This is a genomic window from Deinococcus marmoris (assembly GCF_001949125.1).
GTDB lineage: Bacteria > Deinococcota > Deinococci > Deinococcales > Deinococcaceae > Deinococcus > Deinococcus marmoris_A.
This window is the reverse complement of the sequence record NZ_MSTI01000158.1, coordinates 1-14,767: the sequence shown is the minus strand read 5'-3', so window position 1 is coordinate 14,767 and position 14,767 is coordinate 1. Positions and strand designations below refer to the sequence as shown.

Here is a 14,767-nt window from a genome sequence, read left to right as displayed (position 1 = left end):
TCCTTGGCTCCCTTTAAGGGGAGCTGGCAGCGAAGCAGACTGAGGGGTTCGCCTTCCAGCTCACCGCCTATCTATTTCCCACACCCGACAACCCACCGCCCACACCCCATCAACCGTTTATCCTTCCCCCCATGACCACAACTCCCCGGCGGGCCTCGCGCCGAGAACAGCACCGTGTTGGCGGCACGGGCGCGAAAGTGACCGCGCGCAATACGCTGATCGCCTACGCCTTCCTGATGCCATTCCTGATCCTGCTCGTCGTGTACCACACCTGGCCGGTCATCTTCGGCACGTATCTGGCGTTCACCAAGTACAACATCATCAGCCCGCCAGAGTGGGTGGGGCTGGCGAACTTCCAGGAGCTGTTTGCCGACGAGCAGTTCTGGTCCGGGCTGAAGAACAGCCTCAAATACATCCTGATCGTGCCAGTGATTCAGGTGATCGCCATTCTGGTGGCGCTGCTGGTCAACCGCCCCATGAAGGGCATTGGCTTTTTTCGCACCGCCTTTTACGTACCAGTCGTGACCAGTTTTGCCGTGGTGGGGCTGATGTGGAACTGGATGTACCAGCAGGACGGCGCGGTGAATAAGGTGCTGGGTTTTATCGGCCTCCCGCAGAAGGGCAGTTTTCTGAATAACCCCGCCACCGCGCTGTACGCCGTGATGTTCGTGACGCTATGGAAGGGCATCGGCTACTACATGGTGCTGTATCTGGCGGGCCTGCAAAGCATCAGCCCGGAGCTGGAGGAAGCCGCCACCATTGACGGCGCGAGCCGCGTGCAGGTGTTCTGGAACATCACGCTGCCGGGGCTGCGGCCCACGATTCTGGTGTGCAGCCTGCTGTCCACCATCAGCGCCATCAAGGTGTTTGAGGAAATTTACGTGATGACCCAGGGCTATCCAGCGGGCAGCACCTACACGGCGCTGTTTTACACGTACTCGCGGGCCTTTCAGGACTACAAATATGGGCTGGCGGCGGCGGGGGGCATCATCATCGCCCTCATCTCCATCATCTTCGGGCTGATCAACTTCCGCCTGACGCGGGGGGGCAAAGTCGATGCTTAAAGCCTCTCACCCCGCAATACAGAACGATCCACACGCGGTGCTGGCCGCTCAACTCAAAGCCCGGCGCAAGCAACGCCGCCGCCTGACCGATCTGCTGGCCTACGCCGTCCTGATCGTGATTGCGCTGATCATGCTGTACCCGTTTTACTGGACATTCATTACCAGCATCGAGCCGACGGGCAACATCTACGAGGCCAAGATTCTGCCCAAAGCGGTAGGCATCCGCAACTACGCCGAGATGTGGAAGGGCACCACCGTGCCGTTCTGGCGGCTGATTCTGAACAGCGTCATCATCTGCACGCTGGGCGTCTCGCTGACCGTGACGCTGGCGACGCTGGCCGCCTATCCGCTGGCAAAGATGCGCTTTCCGGGGCGCGATCTGATTTTCTACGCGATTCTGGCCCTGATGGTGCTGCCCAACGAATCGGGGCTGATCGTCAATTACATCACCACCATCAAGCTGGGGCTGCTGCAACAGACCAATCCGATTCTTGACGCCGTCCGGCAGTACATGGCGGTGGTGCTGCCGGGGCTGGCAAGCATCGTGGGTCTGTTCTTGCTGCGGCAGGCGTACCTGACCATTCCGCTGGAACTGATCGAGGCGGCGCGCATTGACGGCGGCTCGGAGTTGACCATCTGGCGGCGGATCATGCTGCCGCTGGCGATGCCCACCATCGCGGCCTTCGCCATTCTGGAATTCGTGGCGTACTGGAATTCTTTTCTGTGGGCGCGGATCATGCTGCCCGACAAAAACATGCTGCCCCTCTCGGCGGGCCTGCTGGAACTCAGCGGCACCTTCTCCACCAACAGCCGCGCGGTGATGGCAGGCGCGGTCATCACGATTATTCCCATCCTGATCGTCTTCGCTTTCGGGCAAAAGTATTTTATGAAGGGGCTGGAAGGGGCGGTGAAGGGGTGAATCGGCTGGTTGCTTCGCGGGTTTCTGGGGTGGCTGCCACAGTCAACCCCTCTGCTTCGCAGCTCTGCGAGTCCGGCCCTTCGGGGCACCTCCCCTTAGAAGGGAGGCAAGAGTCTCGGAATTGCCCAGCCAGCCGCTTTTCTTGGCTCCCTTTTAAGGGGAGCTGGCTGCGTAGCAGACTGAGGGGTCAAACCGTCGCGGCCACCTCAAAAACAGGTCTGCTATGACCCTCTCCTACTCCACCCATACACAGACCTGGGATGTGATCGTCGCCGGGGGCGGGACCGCTGGCGCAATCGCCGGAATCGCCGCCGCCAGAGCCGGAGCGCGGGTGCTGGTCATCGAAGCGCTGGGCAGTCTGGGCGGCACCGGAACCAACGCCTGGGTCACGCCCCTGATGCGAAATGTCTCGGCGGGCGAGAACCTGAACCGGGGCCTGACGGACGAACTCAAGGCCCGAATGCTGGCACGCGGCGACGGCGCGGTTGACCCCGGCGGCAACGACAACTGGTTTAACCCCGAAGGCATGAAGTTTGTGCTGGAGGGGATGCTTTTGGAAGCGGGCGGCGAGGTGCTGTACCACACGCATATAGTTCAGCCGTTGCTGGCAGATGGCGAGAAGGCACGGCAGATCGAGTCACTCGTCATCCACAACAAGGGCGGCCTGCAAGCCCTGAGCGCCGACGTTTTCATTGACGCCACCGGGGACGCAGACCTCGCCACCCGCGCGGGCGTTCCCTTCCATGCAGGCGACGAGGACGGCATTCATCAGGCCATGAGCCTGCGCTTCACGCTGGCGGGGGTGGACACGGAGCGGCTGTGTGCCTTCCTGAACAGCAACGGACAGGGACAGACCGGCAAGAACTTCATGCACTTCTGGATGGTGTGGGGCAAGAACGGCACGTTGGAACCGCTGTTCCGGGGGGCGGTGGCGGAGGGCGTGCTGCTGGAACGCGACGGCGATTATTTCCAGGGCTTCAGCATTCCCGGTAGGCCCGGCGAGATCAGCTTCAACTGCCCGCGCATCCGCGCAGAGCTGCACGACGGCGCTGATCCCTGGCAACTCAGCGCCGCGCAGGTGGACGGGCGGAAGGCGATAGACCGCCTGACCGCCTTCTGCCGCGCATATTTGCCCGGTTGCGAGACCGCCTTTATTGGCGTGGTGGCCCCGATGGTGGGCGTGCGAGAGTCGCGGCGCATCGTGGGCGAGTACACGCTGACGCTGGCGGACATTCTGGACTGCGCCCGCTTCCCCGATTCGATCTGCCGCAACCATTACCCGGTGGACATTCACAGCGTCAAGGGCGGCGCAAAGCTGCTGCACGAGCGCGACGGCACCGCACCGTATTTTGCGAAGGACGCCTATCACGAGATTCCGTTCCGGGCCATCGTTCCTGTCGGCATCTCAAATCTGCTGGTGCCTGGGCGGGCGGCGAGCAGTTCCTTTGAGGCACAGTCGGCCATTCGCGTTCAGCAGAACTGCCACAGCATGGGCGAGGCCGCCGGAATCGCCGCCGCGTGGGCCGCGCGGGAGCATGGCGGAAGGGTGCGAGATGTGGAGATCAATGCGCTGCAAACTGAGTTGAAAAGACTGGGCGGGAATGTCTAGCGAGAACTCGGCTGAGGTTTACACTCTTTTCCATGTCTGAAAAAAATTGGAGCTGCATCGAGCCGGACGCCCGGTACAGCCCACAGATCGGCGCGCTGGTGGAGATGATGAATTACGCCCGCATGACCACGCTTCAAGCGGTTAAAGACCTGACAACAGTGGAGTTGGATGCCGTGCCGGAAGGCTTTAGCAACTCCATCGGAATGCTGCTGGCGCATATCGCGGCGGTGGACCGGATGTATCACCATGTCGCCTTGCTAGGCCGCCCTTTCGAGGAAGCGAGCGAGGCGATCAGAGGCGGGCTGTCGATGGGGAAAAACGGCACGCCACCCCCCATCGGCCAGAGCCTGGACACGTTGCTGGCCGAATTGGAAGCCTCCCGCGCCGCGACATTGGAAGTGTTCGCCACCAAGGACGACGAGTGGCTGGCCTCCCGTCTGCCCGCGTCCGGCTGGGACGACATGAACCAGCACTGGGCCTGGTTTCACGTCATGGAGGACGAGGTCAGTCACCGGGGCCAGATCCGAATTCTGCGGAAACACGTCGCGCCGAAGAAGAAGGAGTGAGCGGCGGCTTTCTGCTCATCCGGCACGCAAAGGCCAGCGGGCAGGCCCCAGACGCACCGCTGACGGCTGAGGGGCAGGAGCAGGCGCACCGACTGGCCTCGCAACTTGCCCAGCACGGCATCACCCGCATGGTCAGCAGTCCGTGGCTGCGGGCGGTGGACACGGCGCAGCCACTGGCGACGGCGTTGGGCCTGAGCATTGAAACCGATGAGCGGCTGACCGAACGGGTCCTGAGCGGGCATGATCTCCCCCACTGGCAAACGGCGCTGAGGGCCAGTTTCCTCGATCCCGAACGGGTGATCGACAGCGGCGAATCTGGCACAACAGCCAAAGCACGCGCCCTCGCCGCTCTGAAGGACGCCGAAGACCCGCAGGGCCTGACCGCCATCTTCACCCACGGCAACCTGCTGGCGCTGCTGCTGGGGCTGGATTACGGCGGCTGGGCGGAATTGCGAAACCCGGATGTCTGGCGCTGGAATGCGGAGGGGCTGGCCGAACGCGTCAGACTGGAACCTTGACGCCGCAGATCATCCGCATCCGTTCCGAGAACGCCGACTTCCAGCTTCTGGAGGCGCTGGGCCGCAACCGCGAGAAACGGCGCAAACACGGCCTGTTCGTGGTGGAGGGGGTGCGCCCGATCAATCTGGCCCTGCAACACGGCTGGACCTTCGACGCGCTGCTGATCCCCGAAGACACTTCCCTGTCGCGCTGGGGGCATGACGTGCTGGAGCGGGCGGACGCGGCCCGGCATTTCCTGATCGCCCCGCAGGGCTACGGATTGCTGACGGACCGCAACGACGGCAGCGAGATCATGGCCCTGCTGCGCCTGCCCGATTCAGACCCAGCCCGGCTGCCTATCCCGCCAGACGGGCGCGTGGTGCTGCTGGACCGTCCGGGGAATCCGGGCAATCTGGGCAGCATCGTGCGCTCCTGCGACGCCTTCGGGGTGGGCGGCGTGGGCGTGGTGGGACACGGCGTCGATCCCTATAGCCGCGAGGCCATCCGCGCCTCTACCGGCTCCCTGCTGGCTGTGCCCGTGGTGCATTTTCCCGGCCCGTCAGAGGTCCGGGAGTGGCTAGATACAGCGCGGCAGACGGTGGAGGGCGTGCGCGTGGTGGGCACTGATGAACACGGCTCGCAAACGGCGCGGGCCTACGACTTTGCTGGATTCACGGTGCTGGTGGCTGGGAACGAGACGAGCGGCATGAGCGCGGCACTGCGCGAGCTGTGTGACATGACGTTGCGGATCGACATCGCGGGATCGGCGTCGAGTCTGAATGTGGCGGTGGCGACGTCCATTCTGCTCTATGAGATGAGTCTGTCCGCGCAGGCCGGAGGCAAACTATGAGCCGTCCCTTTAACCCCAGTGATCCACACGCCGCACCCACAGCGAACGGTCTGCCTTACCGCGTCGAGCGTAGGGTGCTGGCCGGGATTCCCTGCCTGCTGGAGCTTCCGCCGGAAGGCGAGGCGGTACGTGCGGTCTGCCTCGTCTACCACGGGGCCTGGGCCGCCAAGGAGGGCAAGCTGGGCGTGTATTCCGAACTGGCGACGCGCGGCATGGCGGTAGTCATTCCCGACGCGCCCCTGCACGGCGAACGCCTGGCCGACACCCCGCCCGGCCTGAACGCCCGCGAATATGTCTGGGAAAGTGTGCGCCGCTCGGTGGCCGAGGCTCCGGCCCTGCTGGACGCACTGACCGAACTCCACGGCCCGCTGCCCACCTTCGCTGTCGGCTCCAGCATGGGCGGCTACGTGGCGCTGACGCTGGCGCGCACCGAGAGACGGATCGAGAAGGTGGCGGCGCTGATCACCTCGGGCGTGTGGAACGAGCCAGAAGTCGGAGAGCCGGAGATCAGGGCGTTTCTGGAGGCCAATCGCCCCAACACCCACGCGGACGACTTTGCGCCCACACCGCTGCTGCTGGCCAGCGGGGACCACGACCCGACTTTCCCACCCGGCGCGAACCATGAACCCACTGCCGGGGCTTTGAGAGCGGCATACAGGCAGGCAGGGCAGCCGGACCTCTTCCAGGAACTAATCTTCGCAGGCGTGGGCCACTACACCAGCCAGGGCATGCGCGACGCCGTGGCGGCTTTTCTGGACCCCGCACTGAAGCGCTGACACGCACTGTCTTTCGCAGCACATAGGAGCAGCACATAGAAAAAGCCCCCGACATCTCGATCGGGGGCTTTCCTTTCCTGCTCTGTGGTGCCGAAGATGGGATTTGAACCCACACACCTCGCGGCGCTAGTCCCTGAAACTAGTGCGTCTACCAATTCCGCCACCTCGGCAAACCTACTCGTCTGATACTGCCCTCCCGCTTGGTAGCCGCGCCCGTGGGGGCGTTTCGGAAGGCTCAGTTACTTTACTGGCGAGTCTGGCAACTGTCAAGGGGCGTGCAGGTCTGTCCCGGCAAAACCGACAGACAAAAGAGAGCGCCCGGCCCCCATTACAGGGTCAGGGCACTCTTTTCTCCCGGACGCGGTCAAGGGAGGATGACAGCGAACAGGAGCGCGGAAATCAGGTTTACAGGGCCAGAATCGCGGCGAAGTCGCCGTTCAGGCCTTCGGGGAAGAATCCGCCCTTGACCGCGTCCACCTTCAGGAAGACGATGTTGCCCACCTGACGGGGGGTGCGGCTAAACGCAATGGAGTTGGCGTCGGCCAGCACGATGTTCGAGCCGCCCGCTGCGTCCAGGATGCCCTGATCGTCGTCGCTGGCTCCGTCCACGGCGTCGCGCAGGTTGCTGATCGCGGCCACCACGTCACTGACCTTGAGGGCCGGGGTGACCTGGGTGTTGCGCTGCTGGTAGAGCAGGGTGCGGATCATACCGGCGTGATAGGCCTCGACGGCCAGGATGCCAGCGGCATTTTCCAGGTTGCCGCCCGCCGAGGTATCGGACAGGAAGCGGGCTGCGCCCTTGTAAGCGGTGACGCCCACGTCTTCAAAGATGAACGCGCCGTGCAGGAAGAACAGATCGTTGGCAAAGGGGTTAAAGCCGGTGATCGCGCCGCCCGAAGCTGCGTTGCCCGCCGCCAGGAAGGCCGGGCCGAGATCGATCATCGGCTGGGCCACAGCGCCCTTGCCCAGCACCGTGCGGATGATGCGGACGTGGTTCAGCTCGTCGGAGGCGGTTTCGTTGGCGTAGGCTGCCACGTCTGCCGACTCGAACTTGATGCCCTTGCCGCCCTTGCCGGTAAAGCCTGCGGGCAGGATGACCTTGCTGCTGTCGCCGCCCACCGCGTCCAGCTCTTCCAGACGGCCCACGGCGGCCAGATAGAAGGCCGCTTCCAGGTACTCCAGGTTCAGCGCGAAGTTGAAGATGGTGCCGTCCAGGTTGGGCTTCTTGTCCGCCGCCATCGCGCCGCCGGTCATGCCGGGCGCGCAGCTTGCCAGCAGCGTGCCTGCGCCGACAGCGCCAGCAGCTCCCAGGAATTTACGGCGGTTCAGTGTCTTCTCATTGATTTCGTTGCTCATGGTCTTCCTCCAAAGGGTGAGAGGCGAGGGGACAAGCGGGCAAAGTAAGGACGCAAAAGGGTGGATCTGCCCAGTCATTCAGAAATTGACCCCTTCGCCATGTTGTCCTTCTGGCCAGCTATAAGCGGGCGGGAGCCGGTTGGATCAACATGAACGCGCGCCTTAAGATTGGGTAAAGCCTCACGGGAGTCGCACGGACGATCCAGCCCCTTCTGAACGCAGAGTAGCCTTGTCAGCCGATGTTTTTCCTTTGGCAGAAGAAAAATGAAATGGCCGTCCTGTCCGGGATTGATGGGACTGACATCCTTGCTGGACTCGCACCTTTAACGCGCGCTCATGAGGGAGAACTGTTCTGACCCACCACCTGACCCGGTCCCGCGCCGATGCGCCGCCGCACCAGCGCGAAGGCTGAGCCGCCCAGCAGGGCCACCAGCACGGCCCCGGCCAGCGCCACGCCCAGCGCCGGACGCAGCCCCACCTCCTGCGCCACGAAGCCGATCAGCGGCGGCCCCAGCAGAAAGCCGCCGTAGCCGAGGGTGGCCACCTGCGCGATGCCGCGTCCGGCCAGCGCGTGCCCCGCCGCGCCGTACAGCACGGGCACCACGTTGCTCAGGCCCAGGCCCGACAGCGCGAAGCCGATTGTGGCAACCACCGGACCCTGCGCCAGCAGCGCGATGCCCAGACCCAGACCCGCAACCGCCGCGCCCACCCGCACGATGGCCTCGTCGCCCAGCCGGGTGCGCGCAAGGTCACCGAACCAGCGGCCCAGCGTCATGGTGACGGCAAAGGCGGTGTACCCGATGCCCGCGTTGCCGCCCGCCTGCCCCAGCACATCGCGGAAATACAGCGCGGCCCAGTCGTAATTGGCCCCCTCCGAGAGCATGCCCAGAAAGCACAGCAGGCCCAGCAGCAGCGCGGCGGAACTGATCCCCATGCGGCGGCGCGAAGGCTGAGCAGCCTGCCCCGCTTCCTGCGTCTGCGTGACAGGCGGGTCCGGCAGCATCAGGCGGCCCGCCAGCACCCCGGCCACAGTCGTCACGCCCACCACCAGCAGCACATGCGTCAGCATCGGCACGCGGCCCACCAGCAGGGTTCCCAGGGCCGCGCCCAGCACGCCGCCCAGACTGAAATAGGCGTGCAGGCGGCTCAGGACCGGGCGTTTCAGGGCCTGCTCCACCGTCACGCCCTGCGCGTTCATGGCCACGTCCAAACTGCCGTTGGCGGCCCCCATGACGGTCAGGCCCAGCACCACGCCCAGATAACCAGGGGCCAGAAACGGCAGGGCCAGCGACAGCATGCAGGCCACCACGGCCACGCGCGTGACCGGGCCGCTGCCGTAGCGCGCCGTCCAGCCGCCGGTCAGGGGCATGGTGATCAGCGCGCCCAGGCCAATCGCCAGCAAGGCCCCGCCGATCTGCGCCTCGCTGAGGCTGAGGGCGTCGCGGACCCCTGGAATGTTTACGGCCCAGGTGGCGAAGAATGCGCCGTTGACCAGAAAGATCAGGCTGACGGCGCGCCGGGCGGATTCGGCGCGGCCAGTTTGGAGAGAAAGGACGGTCATACGGACTCCTTGACAGAAGCAGGAAAAGAGAGGGAACGTGAATAAATTAACGAAATATCCTCAAAAATGGGTTGGGCGATCCTACACAGCCCCTCAAGCCTGAAATCTGAAACGATTCAGATCCCTTGAAAGTAGGGTATTCTATCCGCACGATGTCTTCCAGTTCTGCGCCACCATCCAGCGCGTCACCATCCAGGGCGTCGCAGTCCAGTGGACGCATCACTCTGCGGGAGGTGGCGCGTGCCCTGGGCGTCAGCGTGGCCACCGTCAGCAACGCCTACAACCGCCCCGATCAGCTCTCGGCGGCGCTGCGGGAGCGGGTGCTGGACACGGCGCGCACGTTGGGCTACGGCGGTCCCGATCCGCTGGCCCGCAGTCTGCGGCGAGGGCGCACCGGGGTGATCGGCGTGGTGTACGACGCGCCACTGGAATACGCCTTTGCCGACCCAGCCGCCGCCCTGTTCCTGGGCAGTCTGGCGCAGTCGCTTCAGGCCGCGTCCCTGAATCTGCTGCTGCTGGCCAGTCCCGGCGACCCGCAGACCGATCCGCTGGCCCCGGTCCAGGGGGCCAGCGTGGACGGCCTGATCGTCTACAGCGCGGCGCAGGACAGCGAACTGCTGCGTGCGGTGATGGCGCGCAGTATGCCCACGGTGCTTGTCGATCAGCCTGTGCCTGTGGACCAAGCAGGGTCTGTCAATCAACCTGTACTGGCGGACCAGCCTGATCTGCCAGCACAGGACCACCGCGCCCAGACCAGCGGCGTCCAGATCGATGACGCCGGGGGGGCAAGGCTGGCGGCGCGACACCTGATGGACCTGGGCCACACCCACATCGGGGTGCTGTGCCTGGAACTCGGTCCCCGGCAGGGCGGCGGCCCGGTGACGCCGGAGCGGGAACGGCAGGTGGCCTACCACCCCACCGCCGAGCGGCTGCGCGGCTACCGTGAAGCGCTGGCCGCCGGGCCATCCGAAACCCGGCTGTTTCTGACCGAGGCCGAGCGCAACACCCCCAGCGACGGCGAGACCTGCACGCTGGAATTGCTGCGATCCGAGCCGGAGATCACCGCACTGCTGTGCATGAGCGACGTGCTGGCGCAGGGGGCACTGCGGGCCGCCCAGACCCTGGGCCTGAGCGTGCCACACCGCCTGAGCGTCATCGGCTACGACGATCTGCCGGGCAGCGCCGATCTGAAGCTGACCACCGTCTGGCAGCCCACGTCCGAGAAGGGGCAACGGGTGGGCGAGGCCATGCTGGAACTGCTGGGCGGCCAGACCCCGCCGGATGTCCGGCTGCCCACCCGACTGGTGGTGCGTGGCAGCACAGCGGCAAGGGCTACGACTGACGCTCCCCTCCATCCACCTGGGTGATGCAGACAAGTCTCTCATGTTTGGCTTTGCGCTGATTTTCGCCAAATGTCATTTTTCTCTAGCCGCGCTGGGACGGCGTTTGCGGTTCCCCCCTCCCAGCCTCTCGCGGTGCGAGCTGTACCAGTCCCCCGCAAGGGGAGAGAAGCTAAAAACGCCGTTTTTATCAGCATTATCGCTTTTATGAGAGAGATCGCTGCATCACCCAGCCTTCCTCCACTGAGGAAACACCCCAGTGAGGCAACCTGCCGTTCAACCCCATCCTTGATGTGAAGAATTACCAGCATTGCGGTGTCATTCCAGGCAGACTTCACCGAACCCATGACCCGTGCCGAGCGCCGAATGAAGCCTGCCCTGCCTGTGGCAGGTGGCCTGCCGGGCCGTCACCAGACCTGGGACGAGACGCGCCGCCGCATCTATATGGGCATTGTCATCGTGGGCCTGCTGGTTCAGGTAACTATCTGGACGCTGAACCTGCTGAGGCCCCACCCGGACCCCGTGACCCTGTTCAGCAACCCGCTCTTTTTCGCCATGTCGTCGTGGAATCTGTACTGGCTGTATACCCGCAGGCCCATTGAGGTCGTCTATCTGGTGGCGCTGGTGGTCTGCGGACTGGTGATTCTGGCGCGGGCGGTGGTGACGCCGCTGATCGGCGGCCCGGCCATGCTGACTTCCCTGGAGGACCTGTACTGGTTGCTGGTGATCGTCTCCATCGTCTCTTTCCTGATGCTGGATTACCGCCGGGCCATCGTGGTGACCGCCGCGTTCTATGGCATGGGCGCGCTGCTGCCCTGGGCCATGCTGGCGCTGAGCGGGGTTTCCTTTGCACAGGCCGCGAGACTGGGGCAGGTGCAACTGCTGTGCGCCATTACTCTGGCGACGCTGTGTAGCCTGTCGTGGTACCGCGAGCATTTCGTGCTGGAACGCCGCGCCTTCGAGTTGACCCACCGGATGGCCAACACCGACGCCCTGACCGGCCTGCATAACCGCCACGCGCTGTACCCTTTGCTGGATGCCCTGCTGGAGCGGGTGGAGGGCGGCCACCCGGCGGCGTTGCTGCTGATCGATATCGATCATTTCAAGGGCATCAATGACCGACTGGGGCACAACGTCGGGGACGAGGTGCTGCGGGAGGTGGCCCGGTCCCTACCCCGGCATCTGCGTGAAGACGACATCGTGGGCCGCTGGGGTGGCGAGGAGTTTCTGGTGGCCCTGGTGGGCATTTCAGCGGATGACGCCGTGGCCGTGGCCGAACGCTTGCGCCGGGCTGTCGGCAGCCGTGACGCGCCGCCCGAACAACAGGTGACCATCAGCGTGGGCGTGGCCCCCGTCATTGCTGGCGAGCGCCTGCAAGCCTGCGTTTCTCGCGCCGACGACGCGCTGTACGCGGCCAAGGCCAGAGGCCGCAACCGGGTGGAACTGTCGGAGGTCAAGGCGGAACGGAATGAAGAAACCCTCCTGACCCCCGAACTGTTTCAGGACGGCGAACCAGCGCCCGCCTGAGCGGAGACCCCGTCCAGCGCCTCCGCCAGCGCGTCCCAGGCCAGCAGCGCGCACTTGCGGCGGGCATGCAACTTGCTGACCCCAGCCAGGGCTTGCAGGTCGCCCAGCGACGCACCGGGTTCTGCCTCGCCCATGACCATACTCCGGTAGACGGCAGCCACCTGCTGCGCCTCAGCCAGCGTTTTGCCAGTCAAGATCACCGTCATCAGGCTGGCCGCCGACTGGCTGATCGCGCAGCCACGCCCCTGAAACGTCAGTTGAACAATCCGCCCCTCCTGAACATCGGCCCAGACGGTCAACTGATCGCCGCAGCCCGGATTGTCGCGCGAGACGCCCACGATACCGGGCAACTCCCCGACGTGCCGGGGCCGCCGCGCGTGATCGTCGATGATCTGCCGGGAGATGGCGTCGGGCAGCACTACGTTACTCCGGCAGCGTCAGCCGAAGCGCGGCGGCGTGCAGCATCTTCACACCCGTTTCCAGGCTGTCCTCGTCGATGGTGAAACGCGGGTGGTGGTGCGGCCAGCGGCTGTCCTCCCCGTCGCTGCCAGAGCCGACGTTGAAGTATGCGCCGGGGGCCTTTTCCAGATAGGCGCTGAAATCCTCGCCGCCCATCGTCTGCTTGGCGTCCCGGAAGTGATCTGGTCCCACCGTTTCCAGCGCGATTGTCTTGAGTTGCTCGGCCACCCAGTCGGTGTTGATCAGGGCGCGGTAACCAAATTCGTACTTCAGCTCATAGGTTGCGCCGTGGGCCTCGCAGACGCCCTTGATCACGCGCTCGATCAGCTCGGGGGCACGCTTGCGCAATTCGGGATCGAAGGTGCGAACCGTGCCCAGCATCGTGGCGCGGTCCGGGATGACGTTGTGGGTGGTGCCGCTGTGGAACGAGGTGATGCTGATCACCAGCGGTTCCAGCGCCGCCACGCCCCGGCTGACGATGTGTTGCAGGTTGGTGACCACCTGCGCGCCCACTGCGATGGGATCGATGGCCTCTTCCGGGTGCGCGCCGTGCCCGCCCCGGCCCTGGATGGTCAGTTCCAGCATGTCCGGCGAGGCCATGAACGGCCCCGGCTTGACCGCCACCATTCCGGCGGGCAACTGGCTGCTCAGGTGTAGGCCCGTCACCAGATCCACGCCGTCCATCAGCCCGGTTTGCATGACCAGTTCTTCCGCACCGCCAGGACCGATTTCCTCGGCGTGCTGGAAGATCATGCGGACTTCGCCGGGGACCTCGCCGGGATTGCCCGACAGCAGTTTGGCCACGCCCAGCAGAATCGCGGTGTGTCCGTCGTGACCGCAGGCGTGCATCACCCCTTTGTTCTTGGAGGCGAACTCGAAGGTATTTTCCTCGGTGATCGGCAGCGCGTCGATATCGGCCCGCAGCAGCAGCGTGCGCCCCGGCTTGCCGCCCTTCAGCACCGCCAGCACGCTGGTTTCGGTGGGCCGCGTGACCGTCAGGCCCGGCATCTTGTTCAGCTCGGCCTCGATGTACGCCGAGGTCTCATGCTCGTGAAAGCCCACCTCCGGGTTCATGTGCAGATGCCGCCGCCAAGCCACGAGCTGCTCGCGCAGTTCTGGCGTCCTCTCCTGGGTTGCTGTCATGGCTCAAGCCTAGCGCGGAGGCAGCGTCGCCGTCAGCCCGCCCGGCAACCATTCGTTCATGTGGGACGGCTCAGACTGACCGGATGAACACCAGAGAACAGGCCGCCTAGCCTCCTCCGTTCGCCCGGCCCTCATCCAGCCCCACCCCAAAGCCCTGATCGAGTAGCGCATCGTTGTAGGTGCGGAAGGCCAGCATGGTCTGGGTGCGGGCGATGCCTTCCACCTTCCGCAGGTGGCCGGTCACCACGTCGTCGAGCTGGTCATACTCGGCCAGTTTCAGGATCGCCACGATGTCCCACTCGCCGGTCACGCTGTAGACCTCGCGCACGGCGGGGATGGCGGCCAGCGCCTCGGCGGTCTCCTGCACGCGCTGGCGGTCCGCCTGCACCATCACGATGGCCGTTACCATTTTGGGTTCCTCATGGGGGACATTGTGACGCACCCTGACTCACGGCTGATGGCTTTCAATCTCCAACGCCCGCAGAAGTTCAACGATGGCTCCACACGACTCTGCTGGCCGGATGGGCATGGCTTCCCAATCACCGCCCTTCAGCCCGTAATATTTGAAGATCACTTCCGTACGCCCGTGATCAAGTGGGAGGCGCGGAAGCCGCCTGTCATCTGAAGAAGACCGAATAAAATGTTCCAGATTGTAGAAGACGTCAGTGCAGTTGAAACTGTCTTCTTTAATCCCCAGCCCAACTTCGAAAATGCTGATGAGAGAGCTAACAGCGGCTTGAGGGCTGGCGTCATGGGCCAGGCGTAGCAAAGCTTAGACCTCTTGCGAAAGTCAGGCACATTTAGCGGTGGCGTTGCAGATGGCGGCGATGAGGTTGACTCGGAGGCTGAACCGCTTTCGCCGATGGCGATACGTTTCCTTCAACACTCGAAAAATCTTGAGCCGACGAATAACATGCTCAACAGCGATTCTGAAGCGTGCCAGTCGAAGATTTTCTGCTTTCTGTGCCGGAGTGAGCTTGCGTTTCTTGCTCGCTTTGTGCGGTGTATGGCACAGCGGGTGTTGGTGTTGAACGCCCTGATAGCCAGCATCGGCAACCAATTCAGTTTCAGGGTGAATGGCGGTCTGGGAGGCTCGAAA

At 64.4% G+C, this 14,767-nt stretch carries 16 protein-coding genes and 1 tRNA gene; 9 read left to right on the top strand and 8 right to left on the bottom strand.

The annotated features are described in order from the left end of the window. The first annotated feature begins 131 nt into the window (after positions 1–131). The 7 genes from BOO71_RS23015 (at position 132) to BOO71_RS22985 (ending at position 6,282) form a co-directional block, all read left to right on the top strand. Complete coding sequence (locus BOO71_RS23015; RefSeq protein ID WP_075836492.1) at positions 132–1,064, top strand: carbohydrate ABC transporter permease; 933 nt, start codon at positions 132–134, stop codon at positions 1,062–1,064. Beyond that, entirely contained in the window at positions 1,057–1,983 is a 927-nt protein-coding gene (locus tag BOO71_RS23010; RefSeq protein ID WP_075836490.1) for a carbohydrate ABC transporter permease, read from the top strand. Before BOO71_RS23015 ends, BOO71_RS23010 begins: the two co-directional genes overlap by 8 nt. Before the next feature lie 223 nt (positions 1,984–2,206). Further along, entirely contained in the window at positions 2,207–3,592 is a 1,386-nt protein-coding gene (locus tag BOO71_RS23005; RefSeq protein ID WP_075836488.1) for an FAD-dependent oxidoreductase, read from the top strand. A gap of 32 nt (positions 3,593–3,624) precedes the next feature. Continuing rightward, a complete protein-coding gene (locus BOO71_RS23000; protein ID WP_075836486.1) occupies positions 3,625–4,158 on the top strand; it encodes a DinB family protein in 534 nt (177 codons plus the stop codon). Continuing rightward, positions 4,155–4,676, top strand: coding sequence for a histidine phosphatase family protein (locus BOO71_RS22995; protein WP_075836484.1), 522 nt, complete (start codon positions 4,155–4,157; stop codon positions 4,674–4,676). The genes BOO71_RS23000 and BOO71_RS22995 overlap by 4 nt, the downstream gene beginning before the upstream one ends. After that, positions 4,673–5,506 (top strand): TrmH family RNA methyltransferase, encoded by an 834-nt coding sequence (locus BOO71_RS22990; RefSeq protein WP_075836482.1) that lies wholly within the window; start codon positions 4,673–4,675, stop codon positions 5,504–5,506. The genes BOO71_RS22995 and BOO71_RS22990 overlap by 4 nt, the downstream gene beginning before the upstream one ends. Further along, positions 5,503–6,282: an alpha/beta hydrolase family protein gene (locus tag BOO71_RS22985; RefSeq protein WP_075836480.1), complete on the top strand. Its 780-nt coding sequence runs from the start codon at positions 5,503–5,505 to the stop codon at positions 6,280–6,282. The genes BOO71_RS22990 and BOO71_RS22985 overlap by 4 nt, the downstream gene beginning before the upstream one ends. Before the next feature lie 85 nt (positions 6,283–6,367). Here BOO71_RS22985 and BOO71_RS22980 read toward each other — a convergent pair. From BOO71_RS22980 to BOO71_RS22970, 3 genes are all read right to left on the bottom strand, one after another. Further along, positions 6,368–6,452, bottom strand: a tRNA-Leu gene (locus tag BOO71_RS22980). A 235-nt stretch (positions 6,453–6,687) separates the two neighbouring features. After that, positions 6,688–7,638 carry a ferritin-like domain-containing protein gene (locus BOO71_RS22975; RefSeq protein WP_075836478.1) on the bottom strand — a complete coding sequence of 317 codons (951 nt, stop codon included), beginning with the start codon at positions 7,636–7,638 and terminating at the stop codon, positions 6,688–6,690. A 334-nt stretch (positions 7,639–7,972) separates the two neighbouring features. Further along, entirely contained in the window at positions 7,973–9,199 is a 1,227-nt protein-coding gene (locus BOO71_RS22970) for an MFS transporter (protein WP_075836476.1), read from the bottom strand. Between the two features lie 152 nt (positions 9,200–9,351). Between BOO71_RS22970 and BOO71_RS22965 the strand changes: the two genes are divergently transcribed. Beyond that, complete coding sequence (locus tag BOO71_RS22965) at positions 9,352–10,566, top strand: LacI family DNA-binding transcriptional regulator (protein ID WP_083653757.1); 1,215 nt, start codon at positions 9,352–9,354, stop codon at positions 10,564–10,566. A 318-nt stretch (positions 10,567–10,884) separates the two neighbouring features. Further along, positions 10,885–12,066 (top strand): GGDEF domain-containing protein, encoded by a 1,182-nt coding sequence (locus tag BOO71_RS22960; protein ID WP_139323137.1) that lies wholly within the window; start codon positions 10,885–10,887, stop codon positions 12,064–12,066. Here the strand turns inward: BOO71_RS22960 and sufU are convergent. From sufU to BOO71_RS22935, 5 genes are all read right to left on the bottom strand, one after another. Continuing rightward, positions 12,039–12,485, bottom strand: coding sequence for a Fe-S cluster assembly sulfur transfer protein SufU (sufU, locus tag BOO71_RS22955; RefSeq protein WP_075836470.1), 447 nt, complete (start codon positions 12,483–12,485; stop codon positions 12,039–12,041). The genes BOO71_RS22960 and sufU overlap by 28 nt on opposite strands. A 4-nt stretch (positions 12,486–12,489) precedes the next feature. Further along, positions 12,490–13,668: a M20 family metallopeptidase gene (locus BOO71_RS22950; RefSeq protein ID WP_075836469.1), complete on the bottom strand. Its 1,179-nt coding sequence runs from the start codon at positions 13,666–13,668 to the stop codon at positions 12,490–12,492. Between the two features lie 106 nt (positions 13,669–13,774). After that, positions 13,775–14,077: an Lrp/AsnC family transcriptional regulator gene (locus tag BOO71_RS22945; RefSeq protein ID WP_075836467.1), complete on the bottom strand. Its 303-nt coding sequence runs from the start codon at positions 14,075–14,077 to the stop codon at positions 13,775–13,777. 39 nt (positions 14,078–14,116) lie between these two features. Beyond that, positions 14,117–14,437 (bottom strand): hypothetical protein, encoded by a 321-nt coding sequence (locus BOO71_RS22940; RefSeq protein ID WP_075836465.1) that lies wholly within the window; start codon positions 14,435–14,437, stop codon positions 14,117–14,119. A 21-nt stretch (positions 14,438–14,458) separates the two neighbouring features. Further along, on the bottom strand, positions 14,459–14,767 hold a 309-nt coding region (locus BOO71_RS22935), incomplete at its 5' end, for a transposase family protein (protein ID WP_139322960.1).